Genomic DNA, 18,486 nt, shown 5'->3' with positions numbered 1-18,486 from the left:
ACGTCGTGAATAGGCGATTCGATCCTGGCACGGGTACGGGTGCTTTTAGGGGGCTTTCGTGCAGTTTCATCGGCAGACCGGCGTGTCGCTAGGGAGGGCGTGATGGACGTTCTCGGCTACCTGCGCCTGGTCCGACGCCACTGGTGGATCGTGTTGGTGACGGTGATGCTCGCCCTGGGCACCGCCGCGCTCGTGACGGTCCGGACGGCACCTCGGTACGAGGCCTCGGTGACGTTCTTCGTCACCACGCCCAGCCAGGGCGTCACCGACGCCTACCAGGGCAGCCTCTTCCTTCAGCAGCGGGTGAAGTCCTACGGTGACCTGCTCACCAGCGACCGGCTGGCGCAGAGCGTGGTGGCCGACGCGCCGCTGGGTCTCACCGCCGACCAGGTGCGCAGCCGGATCCGGACCGCCAGCACGACCGGCACGGTCCTGCTCAAGGCCACGATCACCGACACCGACCAGACCCGGGCGCTGAAGACCACCGAGACGCTCGCGACGAAGTTCACCGAGCTGGTGCGCAAGGTCGAGACGCCGCCGGACGGCAATGCCCCGCCGATCAAGATCGAGGTCGTCAGTGGTCCCCGGGTGACGTCCAGCCCGGTCTCGCCGCAGCCCACGCGCAACCTGGTCATGGGCGGTGTGCTGGGCCTGCTGCTCGGCGCCGCGCTGGCCGTGCTGCGCGGGCTGGCCGACGTCCGGATGCGCGACGGCGCCGCGCTGCAACGGGTGACCGGCAGCCCGCTGCTCGGCGAGATCCCGTACGAGAACGGCGCGAAGGCGGCGCCGCTGATCGTCGGCGCGGCGGCCACCTCCGCCCGGGCCGAGGCGGTCCGCAAACTGCGCACGAACCTGCGCTTCGTGGACGTGCACGAGCCGGCCCGGGTCATCGCGGTCACGAGCGCGTTGCAGGGCGAGGGGAAGACCACGATGGCCTGCAACACCGCCATCGCGCTGGCCGAGGCGGGCTGGCGGGTGCTTCTCATCGACGCCGACCTGCGCCGCCCGAAGGTGGCCGACTACCTGGGCCTCGACGGCGGCGTCGGCCTCACCGACGTGCTGGTCGGCGACGTCCAGGTCGGTGACGTGGTGCAGCGCTGGGGGGAGAAGTCCCTTCTCGTGCTGCCCAGCGGCGCCACCCCGCCCAACCCGAGCGAGCTGCTCGGCTCGAAGTCCATGGCGGACCTGCTGGTGGCGCTGCGGGACTCGGCGGACATCGTGGTGATCGACACCGCGCCGCTGCTGGCCGTCACCGACGGCGTGGTGGTGGCCGTGCAGGCCGACGGCGCGCTCCTGGTCACCCAGCAGGGCCGGACCTCGCGCAGCCAGGTGGCGGCGGCGGCGAACGCGCTCAGCTCGGTCTCGGTGCGCCTGCTCGGCTGCGTGCTCAACATGGCCAAGGTGGCCAAGTCGGACGCCTACCAGTACGAGGCGTACAAGGTGGTCGTGCCGCCGGCCGCGCCCTCGGTGCCGGCCGACCGGGCCGGCAGCCGCCGGGGCGCCAAGGCCGTCGGGGGCGACCGGACGCAGGAACTCACCCGGCTGTCGCGATGAGCGCGAGCACGGGGCGGATCGACCGCTCGATCTCCTCCGCGCACCGCCGGAAGTCGGCCGGCGAGCCGCCGATCGGGTCGCGCAGGTCGTCCACGTCGGGGGCGGCGGGTTGCAGCCGCCCCCGGGCGCGCACGGCGGCCGACACCGCCGCCCGCAACGGCGTGCCCGCCTCCGCCTCGTCCGCCCGGGCCTCGGTGGCCAGCCGGGCGAACTGCCGGAGCGTGAACGTCCGCGCCAGCGTGGCCGGGGCCATCGCGGTGCAGGCCGAGCGCTGGCGGCGGGTCGCGGTCAGCACCAGCGCCGCTCCGGTCAGGTGCTCGGGGCGCAGCCGCCGGGTGCGGAAGGCCGCCGGGTCCGCGCCGGTCCGGGCAGCCACCTCGACCGCGTACGGGTGCATGGCGGCGCCGTCGATCGCGTCGGTGCCCGCGCTGGCGACCGCCAGCGGCAGACCGGCCAGCATCCGGCGGGCGATGAACTCCGCCATCGGTGACCGGCACATGTTCGCGTGGCAGACGAAGAGGACCTCGTCGACCATCTGCACCCCTCTCGTCGGCACGGTCGCGGCGCAGAGTGCCGCGACGGCGTTCTTCCGGCTGTCGCGGCCGGACGCAGAGGGGTTGCCGGAATCGTACGCGCCGCGCCGCGCGCCCGTCCGGCAAGCCGCGCCGGGAGCGTGGACATGAGGATCGGCATCCTGTCGTACCACTTCCCGCCGGAGCCGGCGTTCGTCCCGGGCAGCCTGGCCGAGGAGTTGGTCGCCCGGGGCCACGAGGTACGGGTGCTCACCGGGTTCCCGGACTATCCGGGTGGCCACGTCTATCCGGGCTGGCGGCAGCGCTGGCGGCACCAGACGCACAGCGAGCGGCTGACCGTACGCCGGGTGCCCCGGTACGCCGGCGGCGACGGCACGCCCCGGGCCCGTACCGCGAGCTGGCTCTCCTTCGCCGGCAGCGCCGCGCTCGCCGGGCGGGGCCTGCTGCGGGGCGTCGACGCGCTCTACGTCTTCGGTCACCCGGCGGTCACGTTCGCGGCGTCCGGGCTGCTGCGGCTGCTCGGCCGTACGCCCACCGTCCTGCACGTGCAGGACGTCTGGACGGAGCACGAGCCGGGCCCGGCACACAGCGACCGGGCGCCGGCCCGGTTGGAGGCCGCCATGCGCCGCCTCTACCGGGAGGCGGCAGTGGTGGCGGTCAGCTCGCCGTCCATGGCGGATCTGGTGCGCGCCCGCGGGGCCGATCCGGCGCGGGTGCGTACGGTGCTCAACTGGACCGACGAACGCATCTTCCGTCCGACCCAGGCCGGTCCGGCCGTCCGCCGGCTCATCCGGCGGGACGACCGTTGCGTGGTGATGCACGCCGGGACGATCGGCGTGCGCCAGGGGCTGGAGACGGCGGTCCGCGCGGCGGCGGCGCTCGGCGACCGGATGGACCTGGTGCTGGTCGGCTCCGGTCCGCAGGAGCGGCGGGTGCGGGGGCTCGCCGCCGAGCTCGGCGCGGACAACGTCCGGTTCGTCGAGCGACGGTCCGCCGTGGACATGCCGCAGCTCTACGCGGCCGCCGACTATCAGCTCGTGGCGCAGCGCGACCTGCCCGAGCTGCGGGGGACCGTGCCCGCCAAGCTCCAGGCCGCGCTCTCCTGTGCCGCGCCGGTGGTCGCCTCCGCCGGTGGGGAGACGGCGGAGCTGGTCGAGCGGGCCCGCGCGGGGCTGTCCTGCCCGCCGGAGGACTGGGCGGCGCTCGCCGACCGCTTCTGGCTGGCCGCCGCCATCCCGGCGGCCGCCCGGATCGACATGGGTAGGCGGGGCCGGGGCGCGTACCTGCGGGAGATGTCGATGCGGACCGGCGTGGACCGGATCGAGGCCCTGCTGCAGGAGGCGGCGGGTGTGGCGCCGAAGCGAGCAAAACTCGCAGAAGCGATGCAAGCCGACAGAGCGGCGGAATAGCCAACTAAAGCTTCCTTTTCCATGCTAGAAAGCATCTCGATTGCGAAAAGTGTCTTATTCGTCTCGTAGGAGGATTTTGTGTCCGGACCCGGTCCTTCGCCCGGCCGCCGACGGCGCTCGCGGCGGCGCCGGCGCGCCCGGGTCCGCCGGATCCTGCTGACCGGGCTGGTCGTCGTCTCGGTGCTGCTCAGCGCCGGTGGCTGGGTGGCGTTCCGGGGCTGGCAGGCCCGCGCCCACCTGGTCAACGCCGCCGGGCTGGCCAAGGAGCTCAGCGCCCAGGTGCTCGACGGCGACGTGGCCCGGGCGCAGCGCACGCTCGCCGCGTTGCAGGAGCAGGCGGCCGCCGCGCGCGGCGCTACCGGGGATCCGGTCTGGTGGGCCGGCCAGCAGGCCCCCTACGCGGGGGACAACCTGGCCGCGGTGCGGCAGATCTCGGTGGCGGTGGACGACCTGGCCCGGCTCGCGTTCCCCACGCTGCTGCGGGTCGACCTCGCCTCGCTGGTGCCGAAGCAGGGCCGGCTGGACCTGGCCCGCCTGCGCGGGGTCTCGGCCGAGGTCGCGGCGGCCGACCAGGCGGTCCGGGCCACCGCCGAGCGGTTGCGGCAGGTGCCGGTGGACAGCCTCGTGGCGCAGGTGCGCGACGCGGTCACCGCGCTGCGCGCGGAGCTGGACAAACTGGGCGAGCTGACCTCGGCGGCTGATCGGGGCGCGCGGCTGCTGCCGCCGCTGCTCGGTGCGGACGGGCCACGCAGTTATCTGCTCGTCTCGCAGAATCCGGCCGAGCTGCGCGCCACCGGCGGCATGTTCGGCGCGTACGCGGTGCTGCGGGCCGAGGGCGGCCGGGTCCGGTTGGTCAAGCAGGGCAGCTCGTCGGACCTGCGGTCCTTCGACCCACCGCTCAAGATCGGCGCGGAGGCGAAGCGGCTCTGGGGCGACCTGCCGGGCATCTATCCGGCTGATGTGAACCTCAGCCCGGACTTCCCGGCCGCCGCCGCGCTCTACCGGGACATGGTGCGCCGCCGTACCGGCACCACCGTGGACGGCGTGCTGGCGGTGGACCCCGTGGTCCTGTCGTACCTGCTCGGCGTGGTCGGCCCGGTGACCGTGCCGGACGGGCCTTCGCTGGCCGCCGCCACCGCCGTGCGGACGCTGCTCAGTGACTCGTACCGGGACCTGGACACCAAGGACCAGGACGTGTTCTTCGCCCGGGCCGCGTCCGGCGTGTTCGACACGTTGTTCACCAAGACGGTCGACCCTCGGTCGCTTTTGACCGTTTTTAGTCGTTCCATTAGCGAACGTCGGATATTGTTCTGGAGTGTCCGATCCGATGAGCAGCGCGCGCTGGCCGACACCCGGCTGGCGGGTCAGCTCCCGGAGAAGGACACCGTGCCGACTGTCGGCGTGTTCCTCAACGACGGCAGCGGCGCGAAGCTCGGTTACTACCTCAGGTTCTCGGCCACCGTGACGGTCGGCGAATGCCATCCGGACGGGCGCCGCGAGCTGCGGCTGAAGGTGACGGTGAACTCCACCGCCCCGAAGTCGGGCCTGACCAAGTCGGTGACCGGGCTGGCCCTGTCCGGCGACAAGTACACCGCACGCACCTTCGTCTCCGTCCACACGCCCACCGGGGGCGCCGTCCTCACCGGGCGGCTCGACGGGAGGGACACCGCGATGGGCAGCGGCACCGACGGCCGCCGCCAGGTGGCGGTGGCCAACGTGGAGACCCGCCCGGGGCAGACCCGGACGCTCGACGTCACGGTGCTCACCGGCCAGACCGGCGCCGGGACGGCCGAGCTGGTGCACACGCCCACCGTCACCCCATGGACCACCCAAGTAGTCAACGCACCAAGCTGTGAACAGTAGGAGGGAAACCATCATGCGGCTATCCCGCATCATCATGGCGCTCACGGTGGGCCTGGCCGTAGCGGCCGTGCCGACCGCGGCCGGGGCGGCGCAGCCGCAACCCCCGGTCTACCCGCCCGAGGTCGCGTCGCTGACCGTCTCACCGACGACCATCCGGCTCGGCGAGACGTTCACCCTGCGGGGATCGAACTTCGGGCCGAACGAGACGGTCCGAATCGACGTGGCGATCTCGGGCCTGCCCGCGGCCGCCCCGGCCGACGGTTCCGCGCGACGCAGCGACGGCAGCACGGTGGCGATGGCGCCGGTCGCCTACACGCCCAACCGTGCCCAGCCGCAGCCCGCGCCGACCACGTTCACCGTGACGACCGACGCCAGCGGCAACTTCACCGTGACCTACCGGCCGACCCGGCCCGGGCGGTACACGTTCACCGCCACCGGTCTGACGTCCGGTCGGATCGCCAGCGCCACCGGCACCGTCCTGCCGCCGCGGCCGACCAAGTCCCCGCACCACGGCGGGCTGCCGGTCACCGGTGACAGCATCGGCACGCCGCTGAAGCTCGGTGGGGGCCTCGCCGCCGCCGGCGCGGTGCTGCTGCTGGCCTCCATGGCCTGGCGTCGCCGTCGCCTCGGCTGATCCGGGGCGCGCCGGGAAAGACCCGGCTCGATCGTGAGTGCCCGCCGGACGGAGTCCGGCGGGCACTCACGTGTCCGTGCCACACGACACAATGGGCCATGGACGCGACACCGTGGACCGATCAGGCCGGCCTGCTCACGCTGCCCGGGGGCGCCACCGTCCGCGGGCGGCGAGTCGCCGAGCCCGCCTCGCCCGCCGACTTCGCGCTGCTGCTGGCGCCCGGCCCCGAACCGGAGTGGCCCGCCCGGCGCATCCGCTGGCCCGACTTCTGGATCCCGGCCGACCGCGCCGACGCGCTCGACGCGCTCCGGGAGGCGTGGCGGCGCGCGTACGCGGGCGAGCGGGTCGAGGTGGCCTGCCACGGCGGTGTGGGGCGTACCGGAACCGCGCTCGCCGCCTTCGCCGTACTGGACGGGCTGCCGCCCGCCCGGGCGGTGGCCTGGGTCCGCTCCCGCTACCACCGGAAGGCGGTGGAGACGCCGTGGCAACGATGGTGGTTGCGCGGCGTCCGCTGACTCGCCCGGTCACCGAGCGGGGCCGGGCGATCGGCGCCGCGTCACGGCCCCGGTGAGCCACCCGGCCCTGATCAACGGGCTCGGTATGGTGCCTTCTCATGAGAGCCCGGGTCCTGGCCGCCGTCACCGCCGTCACCCTGCTCGCCGCCGGGACACCCGCACCGGCGCCGGCCGCCCCCGGGACGACCACCGCGCCCGGCGCCACCGTGCCCTGCCCCCGGCAGCCCGCGCCGAAGGTGAGCCGGCCGCCCCGCCCGACGCCGCCGGCCACGACGCCCGAACAGGCGGCGGTGGGCGGGGAGGCGCTGGCCGGCGCCGGGCTGGTCGCGCCGCCGGGCAGCCCCGCGCCCCCGGCGGTCACCGCCAGCACCTGGCTCGTGGCGGACCTGGACACCGGCGCCGTTCTGGGCGCGTGCGGGGCGCACGTCCCCGGCACGCCGGCCAGCACCCAGAAACTGCTGCTGGCCGCCACCATGCTGAGCCGGCTCGACCCGAAGCAGGTGGCCGTCGCGACCCGCGCCGACCTCGACATCGAACCGGGCAGCTCGGCCGTCGGGCTGCTCGTCGGTGGCCGCTACAGCGTGGAGACGCTCTGGCTGGGCCTGCTCCTGCAGTCCGGCAACGACGCGGCGAACATGCTGGCCCGTCTCGGCGCCGGCAGCACGCAGGCCGGCGTCGCCGAGATGAACGCGCAGGCCCGCCGGCTCGGCGCCGGGCAGACCCACGCGGTCACCCCGTCCGGACTGGACGGCCCCGGGCAGTTCACCACCGCGTACGACCTGGCGCTGATCGCGCGGGCCTGCTTCGCCGACGCCGCGTTCCGCCGGTACGCGCTCACCGAACGCACACAGATCCCGGCCCAGCCCGCCCTGAAGAAGGGCGGGTTCCAGATCCAGAACGAGAACCAGCTGATCTACCGCTATCCGGGCGCGCTCGGCGGCAAGACCGGTTTCACCGAGCTGGCCCGGCACAGTTACGTCGGCGCCGCGCAACGCGGCGGACGCCGTCTCGTGGTGACGCTGCTCGGTGCCGAGGCCCGGCCGGTACGCGGCTGGCAGCAGGGCGCCCAGCTGCTCGACTGGGGCTTCGGGCTGCCCCGGGACGCCTCGGTCGGCCGGCTGGTGGAGCCGGGTGAGGGGGACGCCGAGGCGGCGGAACCCCGTAACGCTCCCGCCGCCGCGCCGGCCCGTACCGTCTCGCCGCCGTGGCGGGGGCCGGCCGGCACCGCGCTGCGCCGCGTCGGCGAGGGGGACTGGCGGATGATCGTGCCGCTCGCCGGTCTGCTCGCCCTCACCGTCGGTGGGGTGGCGGCGGTGCTCGCCGCCCGCCGGGGCCGGTCCCGCCGCCGCGGACGCCGCCGCGCCTGAACCCGGTGTCCCGGCTGGTCGCGTGGACACCGATTCCGTGGGTATGCGCCCGGCATGGAGCACCCGGGCCGGATCGTGGTGGTCTCGGCGGACATCGGCGCCGGACACGACCGGGCCGCTGACGAGCTGGCGCAACGGCTGCGTGCGCGGGGCTTCGCGGTGGACCGGCTGAACCTTCTGCACCTGCTGCCCCGCCCGCTGCACCGGGCGGTGCGCGAGACGTACCGGGGGGTGCTGCACCGGCTCCCGTGGGGCTACCACGCGCTGTTCCGGCTGACCGGCAGCTCACCGACGGCCGTACGCGTGATCCGCGCGCTGCTGAGGCCGTTGCGCCGTCGCCTGCGCCGCCGCATCCCGTCCGACACCCGGGCCGTGGTCACCACCTATCCGTTCGCCAACCAGCTCCTCGGCCCGTTGCGGCGGCACGGGCGGCTCCGTGTCCCGGTGATCACCTACGTGACCGATTTCGTGGTGCACCCGACCTGGCTCGCGCCGGGCGTGGACGTGTACTGCGCGGTCCGCCACGCCGAGACGCGTCAGGCCGACGCCGCCGACGTCACGGTGGTGCAGCCGCTGGTGTCCCGCGCCTTCGCCCGGCCCGGCCCGGAGGACCGGCAGCGGGCCCGGCAGCGGTTCGGCCTGCCGGCCGACGGTGTGCTCGCGCTTGTCGTCGCGGGCTCCTGGGGCGCCGGCGAGGTGCCGGCGACGGTGGCCGAGGTCGCCGCGGCGGGTGTCCGCCCGGTGGTGGTGTGCGGGCACAACGCGGCGCTGCGCCGCCGGCTGCACGGCGCCGGCCGGTACGTGCTGGGCTGGGTCGACGACATGCCGGCACTGATGCGCGCCGTCGACGTGATGGTGGAGAACGCCGGCGGGCTGACCTGCCAGGAGGCGCTGGCGGCCGGGCTGCCGGTGGTCACGTACCGGCCCATCGCCGGTCACGGGCGTGCGAACGCCGCGATCCTGGCCCGCGCCGGCCTGAGCCGGTGGGCGGGCACACCGCAGCAGCTCGGGCCGGTGCTCGCGGCGGTGATCGGGACTTCACCGGTGGTCCCGTGCCACGACGACGTGTCCCAGGACCCGGCCGGCCTGGTCGCCGAGGCGGCTCGCCGGGCGCCGCCCGCGGGTTCGGCCGGCACGCGCCGCCCGCTGCTGGACCCGGTCGGCGACGCGGTCGCCGTACTCGCCGCGATGCTGCAGTCCACCGGCGGTCTGCGATGAGAGCGGCGACCCTGGCCCGGGCCGCCGCGCTCGCGCTGCCGGTGTTGCAGGTCGTGCCGTCGGTCACGGCGCTTCCCGCCGTGCGGCGGCGGTGGCTGCCCGGCCTGCACGGAATCGGGGCACCCGACCGGGTCGCGCTGACCTTCGACGACGGCCCGGACCCGGAGTCCACCGGCCACGTCCTGGACGTGCTGGCGGCGCACCGGGTCCGTGCCACGTTCTTCGTGCTCGGCGCGATGCTGCGGCGCAACCCGGCGCTGGGCCGCCGGCTGGTCGACGACGGCCACGAGGTGGCCGTGCACGGCTGGACGCACGACAACCTGCTGCTGCGCGGCCCGGCCCGCACCGTCCGGGACCTGACCCGCGCGTACGACCTGGTCACGGACGTGACCGGCCGTGCGCCCCGGTTCCTGCGACCGCCGTACGGCGTGCTCACCGCCGCGGCGCTCACGGCCGCCCGGCGGCTGCGTCTGCGGCCGGTGCTGTGGAGCTGCTGGGGGCGGGACTGGACCGCCACGGCCACCGCCGACACGGTCGCGCGAACCGTCCTGTCCGGGCTGGAGGGAGGCGGCACGATCCTGCTGCACGACTCCTCCCGTACCGCCGCGCCGGGTGCCTGGCGTGCCGGTGTCGCCGCGCTTCCGCGCGTGCTGGCCGAGTGCCGTCGCCGCGGATGGCACGTCGGCCCGCTCAGCGGTCACGGGCTGCCCGCGCGCTGATCCGGGCACGGGCGGGGGAGCCTACCGCGTGGCCCCGGCGCCGGGGCCCGAATCCCGGAGCCGGTGACCCGTTCGGGTCGGCGTGGCTAGCGTCCGGGTCATGAGGACCTGGGGATCCTTCGTGGCGCTGGCCGCCGCCCTGCTGGTGCCGGTGTCGGCGACGCCCGCGGTGGCGGGCGTCCGCGCGCCCGTACGCCGGATGCCGGCCGCGCCGCCCTGCCCGAACGTGCCGCCCCCGTCGACCCGGCCGCCGCAGCCGCCGCCCGCGCCCGATCCGGCCGCGCGGGCCGTCGGCGGCGCGACGCTGGACACCGCCGGGCTGGTCGTCCCGCCCGCGTCGACCGCGCCGCCGCCGGTCACCGCCACCTCCTGGGTGGTCGCCGACCTGGACAGCGGCGCGGTGCTCGGCGGCTGCGGGCCGCACGAGTACGCGGTGCCCGCGAGCGTGCAGAAGCTGCTGCTGGCGGCCACGATGCTGCCCCGGCTGGACCCGAACCGGGAGGTCACCGTGACCGCCGGGGATCTGGCCGTGGAACCGGGCAGCTCGGCGGTCGGGCTGGTCGAGGGCGGGCGGTACCGGATCGAGACGATCTGGCTGGGACTGCTGCTGCGTTCCGGCAACGAGGCGGCGAACGCGCTGGCCCGCCTCGGCGGCGGCCCGGACGGGCTGGCCGGCGGGGTGCGGGCGATGAACGAGGAGGCGCACCGGCTCGGCGCGCGGCAGACCCACGCGGTCACCCCGTCCGGGCTGGACGGTCCGGGCCAGTTCACCAGCGCGTACGACCTGGCGCTCATCGCGCGGGCGTGCTTCGCGAACCCGGCCTTCCGCCGGTACGCCGCCACCCGTACGGCGCAGATCCCGGCCCAGCCGGCGCTGCGCAAGAAGGCGTTCGCGATCTCCAACGACAACATGCTGCTGGACCAGTACCCGGGCGCGATCGGCGGCAAGACCGGCTTCACCGACCTGGCCCGGCACACCTACGTCGGCGCCGCCGAGCGCGGCGGGCGGCGGCTCGTGGTCACGCTGCTCGGCGCCGAGGTGACCAGCCAGCGGGGCTGGCAGCAGGGCGCCGCGCTGCTGGACTGGGGATTCGCGCAGCCTCGGGACGCCTCGGTCGGGCGGCTGGTCGAGCCGGGTGAGCTGGACCGGACCGCGCCACCGGCGGGCGGCGGGGCGTCGGCCCTGGCCGGGCACGCCGACCTGCGTGGCGGCGCGCCGGGCCCCGGCGCCGCGCCCAGCGCCGGTGTGACGGTGGCGGTGGGCGCGGTGCTGACGGCCGGGGGAGCGGTGCTGCTGGCACGGCGGCGCCGGCACGCCGCGGCGGCCGCCGCCACCATGTCGACCGGGCCGGTTCTGCGCGAGCCGGAAATTCCGGAACAGGACTGAAAGCGGCGGTCCGGGTCAGCGGCAGGCGGGCGCCGCGGTGCTGTCGCGCACCACCAGTTCGGTGGCCAGTTCGACCCGGGGCGAGTCGATCTCCTCACCCTGGGCCAGCCGCAGCACGGTACGCGCGGCGAGCCGCCCCATCTCGACGAGGGGCTGGCGGACGGTGGTCAGCGGCGGTGAGGCCCACCGTGCCTCGGGCAGGTCGTCGAAGCCCACCACGCTCACGTCGTCGCAGACCCGCAGTCCGCGCCGGCGCACCGCCTCGTACACCCCGAACGCCATCTGGTCGCTCGCCGCGAAGATGGCCGTCGGCGGCTCGTCGAGGTCGAGCAGCGCGCCACCGGCGGTGAACCCGGAGGCGTGGTAGAAGTCGCCGGGCTGCACCAGCCGGTCGTCGGCGGCCACACCGGCAGCGGCCAGCGCGGCCCGGTAGCCGTCCAGCCGGGCCCGGCTGCACAGCAGGTGCGGCGGGCCGGCCACGAAACCGATCCGCCGGTGGCCGAGCTTGAGCAGGTGCTCGGTGGCGGCCAGGCCGCCGGTCCAGTTGGTGGCGCCGATCGCCGGCACGTCGGTGGCGGCCACGCCGGCGGCCGGGTCGACCACCACCACCGGCACGTTGAGGCGGCGCAACTGGGCCTGCACGGCCGGGCTCAGGTGCGAGGTCACCACGATCACGCCGTCGGACGCGCGGGCGCGCAGGTTGTGCAGCCACTGCCGGGTGGAGCTGGACTCGCGGTGGATCGCCGAGACGACGGTGCCCACCCCGGCGGCGTGACTGACGTCCTCCACGCCGCGGATGATCTCCACGGCCCAAGGGCTGTCCAGGTCGTTGAAGACCAGGTCGACCAGGTCCGCCCGGCGCACCGTACGGCTGCCCCGGCGCCGGTAGCCGTGGTGGCGCAGCAGCTCCTCGACCCGTTCCCGCGTGTCCGGCGCGACGTCGGACCGCCCGTTGAGCACGCGCGACACGGTCGGGACCGAGACGCCGGCCTCCCGTGCGATCGCGGTGATGGTCACCCTGCGTTCGTCGTCCGCGCTCACCCGTGTTCCCTTCGCCGGCTGCCGGAACCGACCGGTAGACCGTCCCGCCCCACGCACATCTTGCCGTACGCAGAGGGCTTGACGACAGGCCGGACCGGCCCTAGCGTTCGCACGAGTTGCGGAAACGTTCCGGAAATGCGCCAGTCATCTTCCGGCGGCTCGCCGTCCACCCCCGACGAACGACGAGGAAGACCGAGGCGTGCTCACCGACCTGACCGAGGCCGAACTCCGTACCTACCGCAGCGACCTGCACGAGCCTGCCGACTTCGACGCCTTCTGGGCTGACACTCTCGCACAGGCGCGCTCGTGCGGCGACCCCGTGACGGCGACCCCGCTGCCGACGCCGCTGACCGGTGTCGACGTCTTCGACGTGACCTTCCCCGGCTTCGCCGGACAGCCGATCCGCGCGTGGCTGCGGGCGCCGCGCGGCGCGTCCGGCCCGCTGCCCACGATCGTGCAGTACGTCGGGTACGGCGGCGGGCGCGGCCACGCGCTGGAGAACCTGCTCTGGTCCGCGGCCGGCTTCGCCCACCTCCAGATGGACACCCGTGGCCAGGGCTCGGGGTGGAGCCGGGGCGACACCCCGGACGTGGCCGCCGCCGGGCCGCAGGCGCCGGGCATGGCCACCCGGGGCATCGAGGACCCGAACAAGTACTACTACCGTCGTTTCCTCACCGACGCGGTCCGCGCCGTGGACGCCGCGCGTGAGCTGCCGGCAGTCGACCCGGACCGGATCGCCGTTCTCGGTCACAGCCAGGGCGGGGCCGCAGCGCTCGCGGCCGCCGCGCTGGCGCCGTCGGTACGCGCGGCGGTGGCGTACGTGCCGTTCCTCTGCGACATCCCGCGCGCGATCACGATCACCGACTCGGCGCCGTTCCGGGAGATCCGGGACTACCTCGCCGTGCACCGCGACCGCGAGGAGCAGACGCTGCGCACGCTCGGCTACGTCGACGGCGTCGCGTTCGCCCGCCGCGCCACCGCGCCGGCCCGGTTCTCCGTCGCGCTGATGGACGAGATCGTCCCGCCGTCCACGGTCTACGCCGCCTACCACGACTACCGGGGCGACAAGGACCTGACGGTGTGGCGGTTCAACGGCCACGAGGCGGGCGGCATCGACGACGACGCCGCCGCTGTGGACTTCCTGCGTACCGTCCTGGGCGCCTGACCACCGGTTCCGCCGATGCCGGCCCGCCCGGGCTGGTAGACACGGCGGGTGGGCACCGGTAGACGCGCGACGGCGGTCCTCGCCGTCGCGGCCACGCTGCTGGCCGCCGCCTGCCAGCGGCCCGCGCCGTCGCCGCCGCCGTCCGCGCCGCCGTCAGCCACCCCGACCGGCCCGCGGGCCCCGGCGGACTTCGTGGACCTCAGCACCGTCGACCCCACCGTCCGCACCGACATCCGGTACGCGGGCCCGCACAACTTCGTCGGCCGCCCGATCGACGGGTACGCCGAACCACGCTGCCTGCTCACCCGGCCCGCCGCGCAGGCGCTGCACCGGGTGCAGACCGCCGCGCTCGCCGGCGGGCACAGCCTCAAGGTGTACGACTGCTACCGCCCGCAGCGCGCGGCCGACGACTTCGTCTCCTGGGCGAAACTCCCCGGCGAACAGCTGATGAAGGGCGAGTTCTACCCCGCCGTGCCGAAGGACCGGCTCTTCGCCGACGGGTACATCGGCGCGCCCACCGCGCACAGCCGGGGCAGCACCGTCGACCTGACCCTGGTGCCGGTCTCCGGGCCCCCGCAGGCCGGGTACACGCCCGGCCAGCCGCTGGTGCCCTGCACCGACCCGGCCGGCCGCCGCTTCGCCGACGACTCGATCGACATGGGCACCGGCTTCGACTGCTTCGACCCGCGTGCCCACACCGCCGACGCGCGGATCAGCGACACCGCCCGCAACAACAGGGACCTGCTGCGCCGGCTGATGTCCGCGCAGGGCTTCGAGAACTATCCGCTGGAGTGGTGGCACTACCGCTACGTCGACGAGCCGTACCCGGACACCTGGTTCGACTTCCCGGTGGCCGGTTCGTCGCTGCGGTGACGCGGCCGTTCCATCATGATCGATTGCGGCTAGGGTGGGCGTTCATGGAGACCGAACGGATCGGCCCGCCGCTGCTCGGCGGGGAGCGGGAGTCGCTGCGCGCGTTCCTCGACTTCCACCGGGCCACGCTGGCTCTCAAGTGCGAGGGGCTGACCGACGAGCAGTTGCGCCGGCAGGCGTCGCCGCCGTCCACGCTGTCCCTGCTCGGGCTGGTCCGGCACATGGCGGAGGTGGAGCGCACCTGGTTCCGCCGGGTCATCGCCGCCGAGGACGTGCCGCTGGTGTGGTCGGACACCGGTGACTTCCAGCAGGCGTACGACGCCCGCGACGCCGACGTGGCGGAGGCGTTCGAGGCCTGGCAGCGCGAGATCGAGCACGCCCGGCGCATCGAGCGGGAGGCCGAGTCCCTCGACGTGACAGGTCACCAGGCCCGCTGGGGCGAGGACGTGTCGCTGCGCCTGGTCATGCTGCACATGCTGCACGAGTACGCCCGCCACAACGGGCACGCCGACCTGATCCGCGAGGCGATCGACGGCACCGTCGGCGTCTGAGTCCGGCCGATCAACGCGTGCGCAGCGGCAGCCAGGCCAGCACGTCGGAGATGCGTGCGTCCCAGTACGCCCAGTCGTGGTCCCCCGGACCGAAGTCGACGGTGACCGGCACGTCGCGCTTGCGGGCCGCGTCGAGGAACCGCACGTTGTCCTCGTACAGGAAGTCCTCGGTGCCGCACGCGACGTAGAGCGCCGGCCGGTCGTCGCCGGAGCGCTCCAGCAGCCCCACCGTGTCGTCGTCCGCCGGCACCGGGTCGTCGCCCCAGACCGTGTGCCACACCGCCGGGTCGACCGGGTGGGTCGGATGGTGGCGGCGGCGGGTCACGTCCAGCGCGCCGGACAGGCTGGCCGCCGCCGCGAACCGCTCCGGCCGGCGCAACGCCCACTTGAGCGCGCCGTAGCCGCCCATCGACAGGCCCGCGACGAACGTGTCCTCCCGGCGGTCGGACAGCCGGAAGAACGACCGGCACACCTCGGGCAGCTCCTCGCTGAGGAACGTCCAGTAGCGGTTGCCGTGCGCCTCGTCGCAGTAGAAGCTGCGCTGCACCTGCGGCATCACCACGGCCAGCCCCAGCGGCGCCACGTACCGCTCGATCGACGTGCGGCGCGTCCACACCGTGTCGTCGTCGGTCAGCCCGTGCAGCAGGTAGAGCACCGGCGGGTCACCGTCCGCGCCGGAACCCGCCATGCCGATCCCGGCGGCGCCCGGGTCGGGCAGCAGCACCGTCATCGAGGTGCCCACGCCGAGCGCCTCGGAGAAGAAGTCACACCGGATGTGCGCCATGAGGCGGGAGCGTACCTCGCAGGGGTTCGATGAGGGCGTTCCTATTGCCCCCGGACGGTCGTACGGGACAGGATGGCCGTGCGTGCCGGTAACACACCCGTAACCTGCGCGCTGCTGGTCTCTGTCACAAGGAAGTGGGAGTCAGGCATGAGCGACGTGTCGGCCGCACTGGGTGTGCGCCTCTACCCGGACCTGGTCGAGCCGGGCGGTCTCGCCCCCGCGCTCGTGGCGACCGCCGCCGCGCACCAGCTCGACGTCGGCGCGGTCTCCGCGCCCGAGCAGGGGCGCAGCCGCTTCACCTGCGCCGAGATGACCTCCCCCCGGGGCGTGGTCTGCGTCAGCCTCGGCTCCCAGGCCCGCTACTTCATGATCGACCTGAGGGTGGACGGCGACGTCCAGGCCCGCGGCGACGCCACCGACCTGCTCCAGGTCGCGCAGGTGGCGGCCGCCTGGCGGGCGGGGATCACGCTCGCCGAGCTGACCGCGCGCTACCCGTTCATGGAGGAGATGCGGCGCCACCCGGTCGCGCAGGCCGGCTGAGGCCGGCACCCTGGCCCGGCCCGATCCAGGTCGACCGCCGCTCCCGGACGCGCCGTGTCGATCTAGGGTGATGCGATGACCGCCAGGCGCGTGACGACAGTACTGTTCGACTTCGCGTGGACTCTGTTCGCCAGAGACTCGGAGCGCTGGGTGGGCAACGCGGCGGCATCGATCGACCGGACATTGGCTGTCGGCGAGGCGCACCGTATTGCCGGCGACTTCGCGGAACTGTTGCGGGAGACGGCCACGGATCCGGCCCACATCGCCCGAGATCTGGACCCGCGATTCTGGGATCGGGCGATCCTCGCTGTGCTGGAACAGATTCCTGGGGTGGACCAGGCGCTGGCATCGGCCATGCACGAAACACACGCCGAAGCAGTCGAGCCGTACGCCGACACCGTCGCCACCCTGTCCGCATTGCGTGACAGCGGTGTTCGCATCGGCGTCGTCAGCAACGTCGGCTGGGACATCCGCACATGCTTTGCGCGGCATGGACTCGACGGCTATGTCGATGCGTTCGTACTGTCCTACGAGGTCGGCTTCGTCAAACCGGACCCTCTGATCTGGGTCGCCGCCCTCGAAGCCCTCCATGCCGCACCGGGCCAGACCCTGATGGTCGGTGATCATCCCGCCGGCGACGGCGGATCGGTTGCCGCCGGCATACCGGCGCTGATCCTGCCAATGGTGGATTCGCCCGCGCAGAAACGCGGATTCGAATACGTGCTCAGGCTTGCCCAGGTTCCGTCCTGACGGGTCTTTCGCTGGTCACTCACGTGAAGCTCCTGGTAATCAGCGCGTGCGCGGAAAGGTTCAGTGCTGTCGCAAATTCGCGTTGCCGCCGGTGCGTGGCGGCCGTACGGTGAGCGGGCAACGTCGATCTGATCCACCAGGGGAGTCCACCGTGTCGCAGCAGAACCGCACCCGCGCCGAGCGGCAAGCGCCGCGCGCCGGTGCCCTGCTGCCCGAACCGGGCACGGGCCGGGAACGGCAGTGGCAACCAGGGTGGTGGCGCGTCTAGCGCCGGCGCGACGATCCGCGCGAACCGCCCGCCCCGACACCGGAGCAGGGCGGTTCTCCGTTTCCGGGGTACCTATCTCCGACGGACACGAGCAAGGAGACGACGATGGGTTTCACCCCGCTGGCCGGTACCCGGGCGCCGGTCCGCGTCTGGACCGACCCGTACACGATCGAGGCGCAGGCGGCCCGGCAGCTGCGCAACATCGGCGCGCTGCCGTGGGTGCAGGGCGTCGCGGTGATGCCGGACGTGCACTTCGGCAAGGGCGCCACAGTCGGCTCGGTGATCGCGATGCGGCAGGCCGTGTCGCCGGCCGCGGTCGGCGTGGACATCGGCTGCGGCATGTCCGCGGTGCGGACCTCGCTGACCGCCGCCGACCTGCCCGACGACCTCGCGCCGCTGCGTTCGGCAATCGAGGCGGCGATCCCGGTCGGCTTCGCGATGCGCGACGACGCTGTCGATCCGCGGCGGGTCCGGGGCCTGGAGCAGGCCGGCTGGGACGAGTTCTGGCGGCGGTTCGCCACGCTGGACCGGAAGGTCGCCCAGCTCGAGACGCGGGCGCAGCGGCAGCTCGGCACGCTCGGCGGCGGCAACCACTTCATCGAGGTCTGCCTGGAGCAGGGTGGCCCGGACGACGGCCGGGTCTGGCTGATGCTGCACTCCGGTTCCCGCAACATCGGCAAGGAACTGGCCGAGCGGCACATGTCGGTGGCGCGCGGGCTGCCGCACAACACCGACCTGCCGGACCGGGACCTCGCGGTGTTCCTCGCCGGCACGCCGGAGATGGAGGCGTACCGGCGGGACCTGTGGTGGGCGCAGGAGTACGCCCGGCGTAACCGGGCGGTCATGCTCGCGCTGCTGAGCCAGGTGGTCCGGGAGGCGTTCCCGCACGTGCGCTACGACGAGCCGATCTCCTGCCACCACAACTACGTGGCGGAGGAGAGCTACGACGGGGTGGACGTGCTGGTGACCCGCAAGGGCGCGATCCGGGCCGGTAAGGGGGACCTGGGCATCATCCCCGGCTCGATGGGCACCGGGTCGTACATCGTGCGCGGCAAGGGCAACGTCGACGCGTACTGCTCGGCGTCGCACGGGGCCGGGCGGCGGATGTCGCGGGGGCAGGCGAAGCGCACGTACAGCACGGCGGATCTGGCCGCGCAGACCGCCGGTGTGGAGTGCCGTAAGGATGCCGGTGTGGTGGACGAGATTCCCGGCGCGTACAAGGACATCACCGAGGTGATGGCCCAGCAGGAGGACCTGGTCGAGGTGGTCGCCCACCTCAAGCAGGTCGTCTGCGTGAAGGGCTGAGCGGCAGGGC

18 protein-coding genes are annotated in these 18,486 nt (G+C 74.1%); 15 read left to right on the top strand and 3 right to left on the bottom strand.

The genetic code is table 11. From position 1 onward, the window contains the following. Window positions 1-102: 102 nt before the first annotated feature. Window positions 103-1,554 carry a polysaccharide biosynthesis tyrosine autokinase gene (locus tag HA073_RS06325; protein WP_043323724.1) on the top strand — a complete coding sequence of 484 codons (1,452 nt, stop codon included), beginning with the start codon at window positions 103-105 and terminating at the stop codon, window positions 1,552-1,554. Here HA073_RS06325 and HA073_RS06320 read toward each other — a convergent pair. Beyond that, window positions 1,535-2,089, bottom strand: coding sequence for a protein-tyrosine-phosphatase (locus HA073_RS06320; protein ID WP_043330096.1), 555 nt, complete (start codon window positions 2,087-2,089; stop codon window positions 1,535-1,537). The two genes, HA073_RS06325 and HA073_RS06320, sit on opposite strands and share 20 nt — an antisense overlap. Window positions 2,090-2,233: 144 nt before the next feature. On the opposite strand from HA073_RS06320, the gene HA073_RS06315 reads away from it, so the two are divergent. From HA073_RS06315 to HA073_RS06280, 8 genes are all read left to right on the top strand, one after another. After that, complete coding sequence (locus tag HA073_RS06315) at window positions 2,234-3,496, top strand: glycosyltransferase family 4 protein (protein ID WP_166455884.1); 1,263 nt, start codon at window positions 2,234-2,236, stop codon at window positions 3,494-3,496. Window positions 3,497-3,574: 78 nt separating this feature from the next. After that, on the top strand, window positions 3,575-5,359 hold the full coding sequence (locus HA073_RS06310; protein ID WP_113972795.1) for a DUF4012 domain-containing protein: 1,785 nt from the start codon (window positions 3,575-3,577) through the stop codon (window positions 5,357-5,359). A gap of 13 nt (window positions 5,360-5,372) precedes the next feature. After that, window positions 5,373-5,993: a hypothetical protein gene (locus tag HA073_RS06305; RefSeq protein WP_043323730.1), complete on the top strand. Its 621-nt coding sequence runs from the start codon at window positions 5,373-5,375 to the stop codon at window positions 5,991-5,993. Window positions 5,994-6,091: 98 nt separating this feature from the next. Next, entirely contained in the window at window positions 6,092-6,508 is a 417-nt protein-coding gene (locus HA073_RS06300) for a protein-tyrosine phosphatase family protein (RefSeq protein ID WP_166455883.1), read from the top strand. A gap of 98 nt (window positions 6,509-6,606) precedes the next feature. Continuing rightward, on the top strand, window positions 6,607-7,875 hold the full coding sequence (locus tag HA073_RS06295) for a D-alanyl-D-alanine carboxypeptidase family protein (protein WP_166455882.1): 1,269 nt from the start codon (window positions 6,607-6,609) through the stop codon (window positions 7,873-7,875). A gap of 54 nt (window positions 7,876-7,929) precedes the next feature. Then, window positions 7,930-9,093 carry a glycosyltransferase gene (locus HA073_RS06290; protein ID WP_140946350.1) on the top strand — a complete coding sequence of 388 codons (1,164 nt, stop codon included), beginning with the start codon at window positions 7,930-7,932 and terminating at the stop codon, window positions 9,091-9,093. After that, a complete protein-coding gene (locus tag HA073_RS06285) occupies window positions 9,090-9,812 on the top strand; it encodes a polysaccharide deacetylase family protein (RefSeq protein ID WP_166455881.1) in 723 nt (240 codons plus the stop codon). Before HA073_RS06290 ends, HA073_RS06285 begins: the two co-directional genes overlap by 4 nt. Window positions 9,813-9,912: 100 nt before the next feature. After that, window positions 9,913-11,199: a D-alanyl-D-alanine carboxypeptidase family protein gene (locus HA073_RS06280; protein WP_166455880.1), complete on the top strand. Its 1,287-nt coding sequence runs from the start codon at window positions 9,913-9,915 to the stop codon at window positions 11,197-11,199. Between the two features lie 15 nt (window positions 11,200-11,214). On the opposite strand, the gene HA073_RS06275 is transcribed toward HA073_RS06280, so the two are convergent. Next, window positions 11,215-12,240 carry a LacI family DNA-binding transcriptional regulator gene (locus tag HA073_RS06275; RefSeq protein WP_043323734.1) on the bottom strand — a complete coding sequence of 342 codons (1,026 nt, stop codon included), beginning with the start codon at window positions 12,238-12,240 and terminating at the stop codon, window positions 11,215-11,217. 199 nt (window positions 12,241-12,439) lie between these two features. Between HA073_RS06275 and HA073_RS06270 the strand changes: the two genes are divergently transcribed. The 3 genes from HA073_RS06270 to HA073_RS06260 are packed head-to-tail and all read left to right on the top strand — an operon-like array spanning window position 12,440 to window position 14,829. After that, window positions 12,440-13,405 carry an acetylxylan esterase gene (locus HA073_RS06270; RefSeq protein ID WP_043323736.1) on the top strand — a complete coding sequence of 322 codons (966 nt, stop codon included), beginning with the start codon at window positions 12,440-12,442 and terminating at the stop codon, window positions 13,403-13,405. Window positions 13,406-13,453: 48 nt separating this feature from the next. After that, complete coding sequence (locus HA073_RS06265; protein WP_113972792.1) at window positions 13,454-14,278, top strand: M15 family metallopeptidase; 825 nt, start codon at window positions 13,454-13,456, stop codon at window positions 14,276-14,278. 44 nt (window positions 14,279-14,322) lie between these two features. Further along, window positions 14,323-14,829 (top strand): DinB family protein, encoded by a 507-nt coding sequence (locus HA073_RS06260; protein WP_064445820.1) that lies wholly within the window; start codon window positions 14,323-14,325, stop codon window positions 14,827-14,829. 10 nt (window positions 14,830-14,839) lie between these two features. Here the strand turns inward: HA073_RS06260 and HA073_RS06255 are convergent, their stop codons facing one another. After that, on the bottom strand, window positions 14,840-15,613 hold the full coding sequence (locus HA073_RS06255; protein ID WP_043323740.1) for an alpha/beta hydrolase family protein: 774 nt from the start codon (window positions 15,611-15,613) through the stop codon (window positions 14,840-14,842). Window positions 15,614-15,760: 147 nt separating this feature from the next. Between HA073_RS06255 and HA073_RS06250 the strand changes: the two genes are divergently transcribed. From HA073_RS06250 to HA073_RS06240, 3 genes are all read left to right on the top strand, one after another. Next, a complete protein-coding gene (locus HA073_RS06250; protein WP_043323741.1) occupies window positions 15,761-16,153 on the top strand; it encodes a hypothetical protein in 393 nt (130 codons plus the stop codon). A 75-nt stretch (window positions 16,154-16,228) separates the two neighbouring features. Beyond that, window positions 16,229-16,903 carry an HAD family hydrolase gene (locus tag HA073_RS06245; RefSeq protein WP_166455879.1) on the top strand — a complete coding sequence of 225 codons (675 nt, stop codon included), beginning with the start codon at window positions 16,229-16,231 and terminating at the stop codon, window positions 16,901-16,903. 373 nt (window positions 16,904-17,276) lie between these two features. Further along, window positions 17,277-18,476, top strand: a complete 1,200-nt coding sequence (locus HA073_RS06240; RefSeq protein WP_064445823.1) for an RtcB family protein — start codon at window positions 17,277-17,279, stop codon at window positions 18,474-18,476. Window positions 18,477-18,486 lie beyond the last annotated feature (10 nt).

The organism is Micromonospora sp. CMU55-4 (assembly GCF_011602315.1).
Classification (GTDB): domain Bacteria; phylum Actinomycetota; class Actinomycetes; order Mycobacteriales; family Micromonosporaceae; genus Micromonospora; species Micromonospora chalcea.
This window is presented reverse-complemented; position numbering and strand designations above follow the sequence as displayed.

What these genes read in the sequence shown, in the direction of transcription:
- HA073_RS06295 (WP_166455882.1), top strand. Translation starts at nt 6,607, where the DNA reads ATGAGAGCCCGGGTCCTGGCCGCCGTCACCGCCGTCACCCTGCTCGCC.
- HA073_RS06320 (WP_043330096.1), bottom strand. Translation starts at nt 2,089, where the DNA reads ATGGTCGACGAGGTCCTCTTCGTCTGCCACGCGAACATGTGCCGGTCA.
- HA073_RS06255 (WP_043323740.1), bottom strand. Translation starts at nt 15,613, where the DNA reads ATGGCGCACATCCGGTGTGACTTCTTCTCCGAGGCGCTCGGCGTGGGC.
- HA073_RS06315 (WP_166455884.1), top strand. Translation starts at nt 2,234, where the DNA reads ATGAGGATCGGCATCCTGTCGTACCACTTCCCGCCGGAGCCGGCGTTC.
- HA073_RS06250 (WP_043323741.1), top strand. Translation starts at nt 15,761, where the DNA reads ATGAGCGACGTGTCGGCCGCACTGGGTGTGCGCCTCTACCCGGACCTG.
- HA073_RS06285 (WP_166455881.1), top strand. Translation starts at nt 9,090, where the DNA reads ATGAGAGCGGCGACCCTGGCCCGGGCCGCCGCGCTCGCGCTGCCGGTG.
- HA073_RS06300 (WP_166455883.1), top strand. Translation starts at nt 6,092, where the DNA reads ATGGACGCGACACCGTGGACCGATCAGGCCGGCCTGCTCACGCTGCCC.
- HA073_RS06305 (WP_043323730.1), top strand. Translation starts at nt 5,373, where the DNA reads ATGCGGCTATCCCGCATCATCATGGCGCTCACGGTGGGCCTGGCCGTA.
- HA073_RS06325 (WP_043323724.1), top strand. Translation starts at nt 103, where the DNA reads ATGGACGTTCTCGGCTACCTGCGCCTGGTCCGACGCCACTGGTGGATC.
- HA073_RS06260 (WP_064445820.1), top strand. Translation starts at nt 14,323, where the DNA reads ATGGAGACCGAACGGATCGGCCCGCCGCTGCTCGGCGGGGAGCGGGAG.
- HA073_RS06290 (WP_140946350.1), top strand. Translation starts at nt 7,930, where the DNA reads ATGGAGCACCCGGGCCGGATCGTGGTGGTCTCGGCGGACATCGGCGCC.
- HA073_RS06245 (WP_166455879.1), top strand. Translation starts at nt 16,229, where the DNA reads ATGACCGCCAGGCGCGTGACGACAGTACTGTTCGACTTCGCGTGGACT.
- HA073_RS06280 (WP_166455880.1), top strand. Translation starts at nt 9,913, where the DNA reads ATGAGGACCTGGGGATCCTTCGTGGCGCTGGCCGCCGCCCTGCTGGTG.
- HA073_RS06240 (WP_064445823.1), top strand. Translation starts at nt 17,277, where the DNA reads ATGGGTTTCACCCCGCTGGCCGGTACCCGGGCGCCGGTCCGCGTCTGG.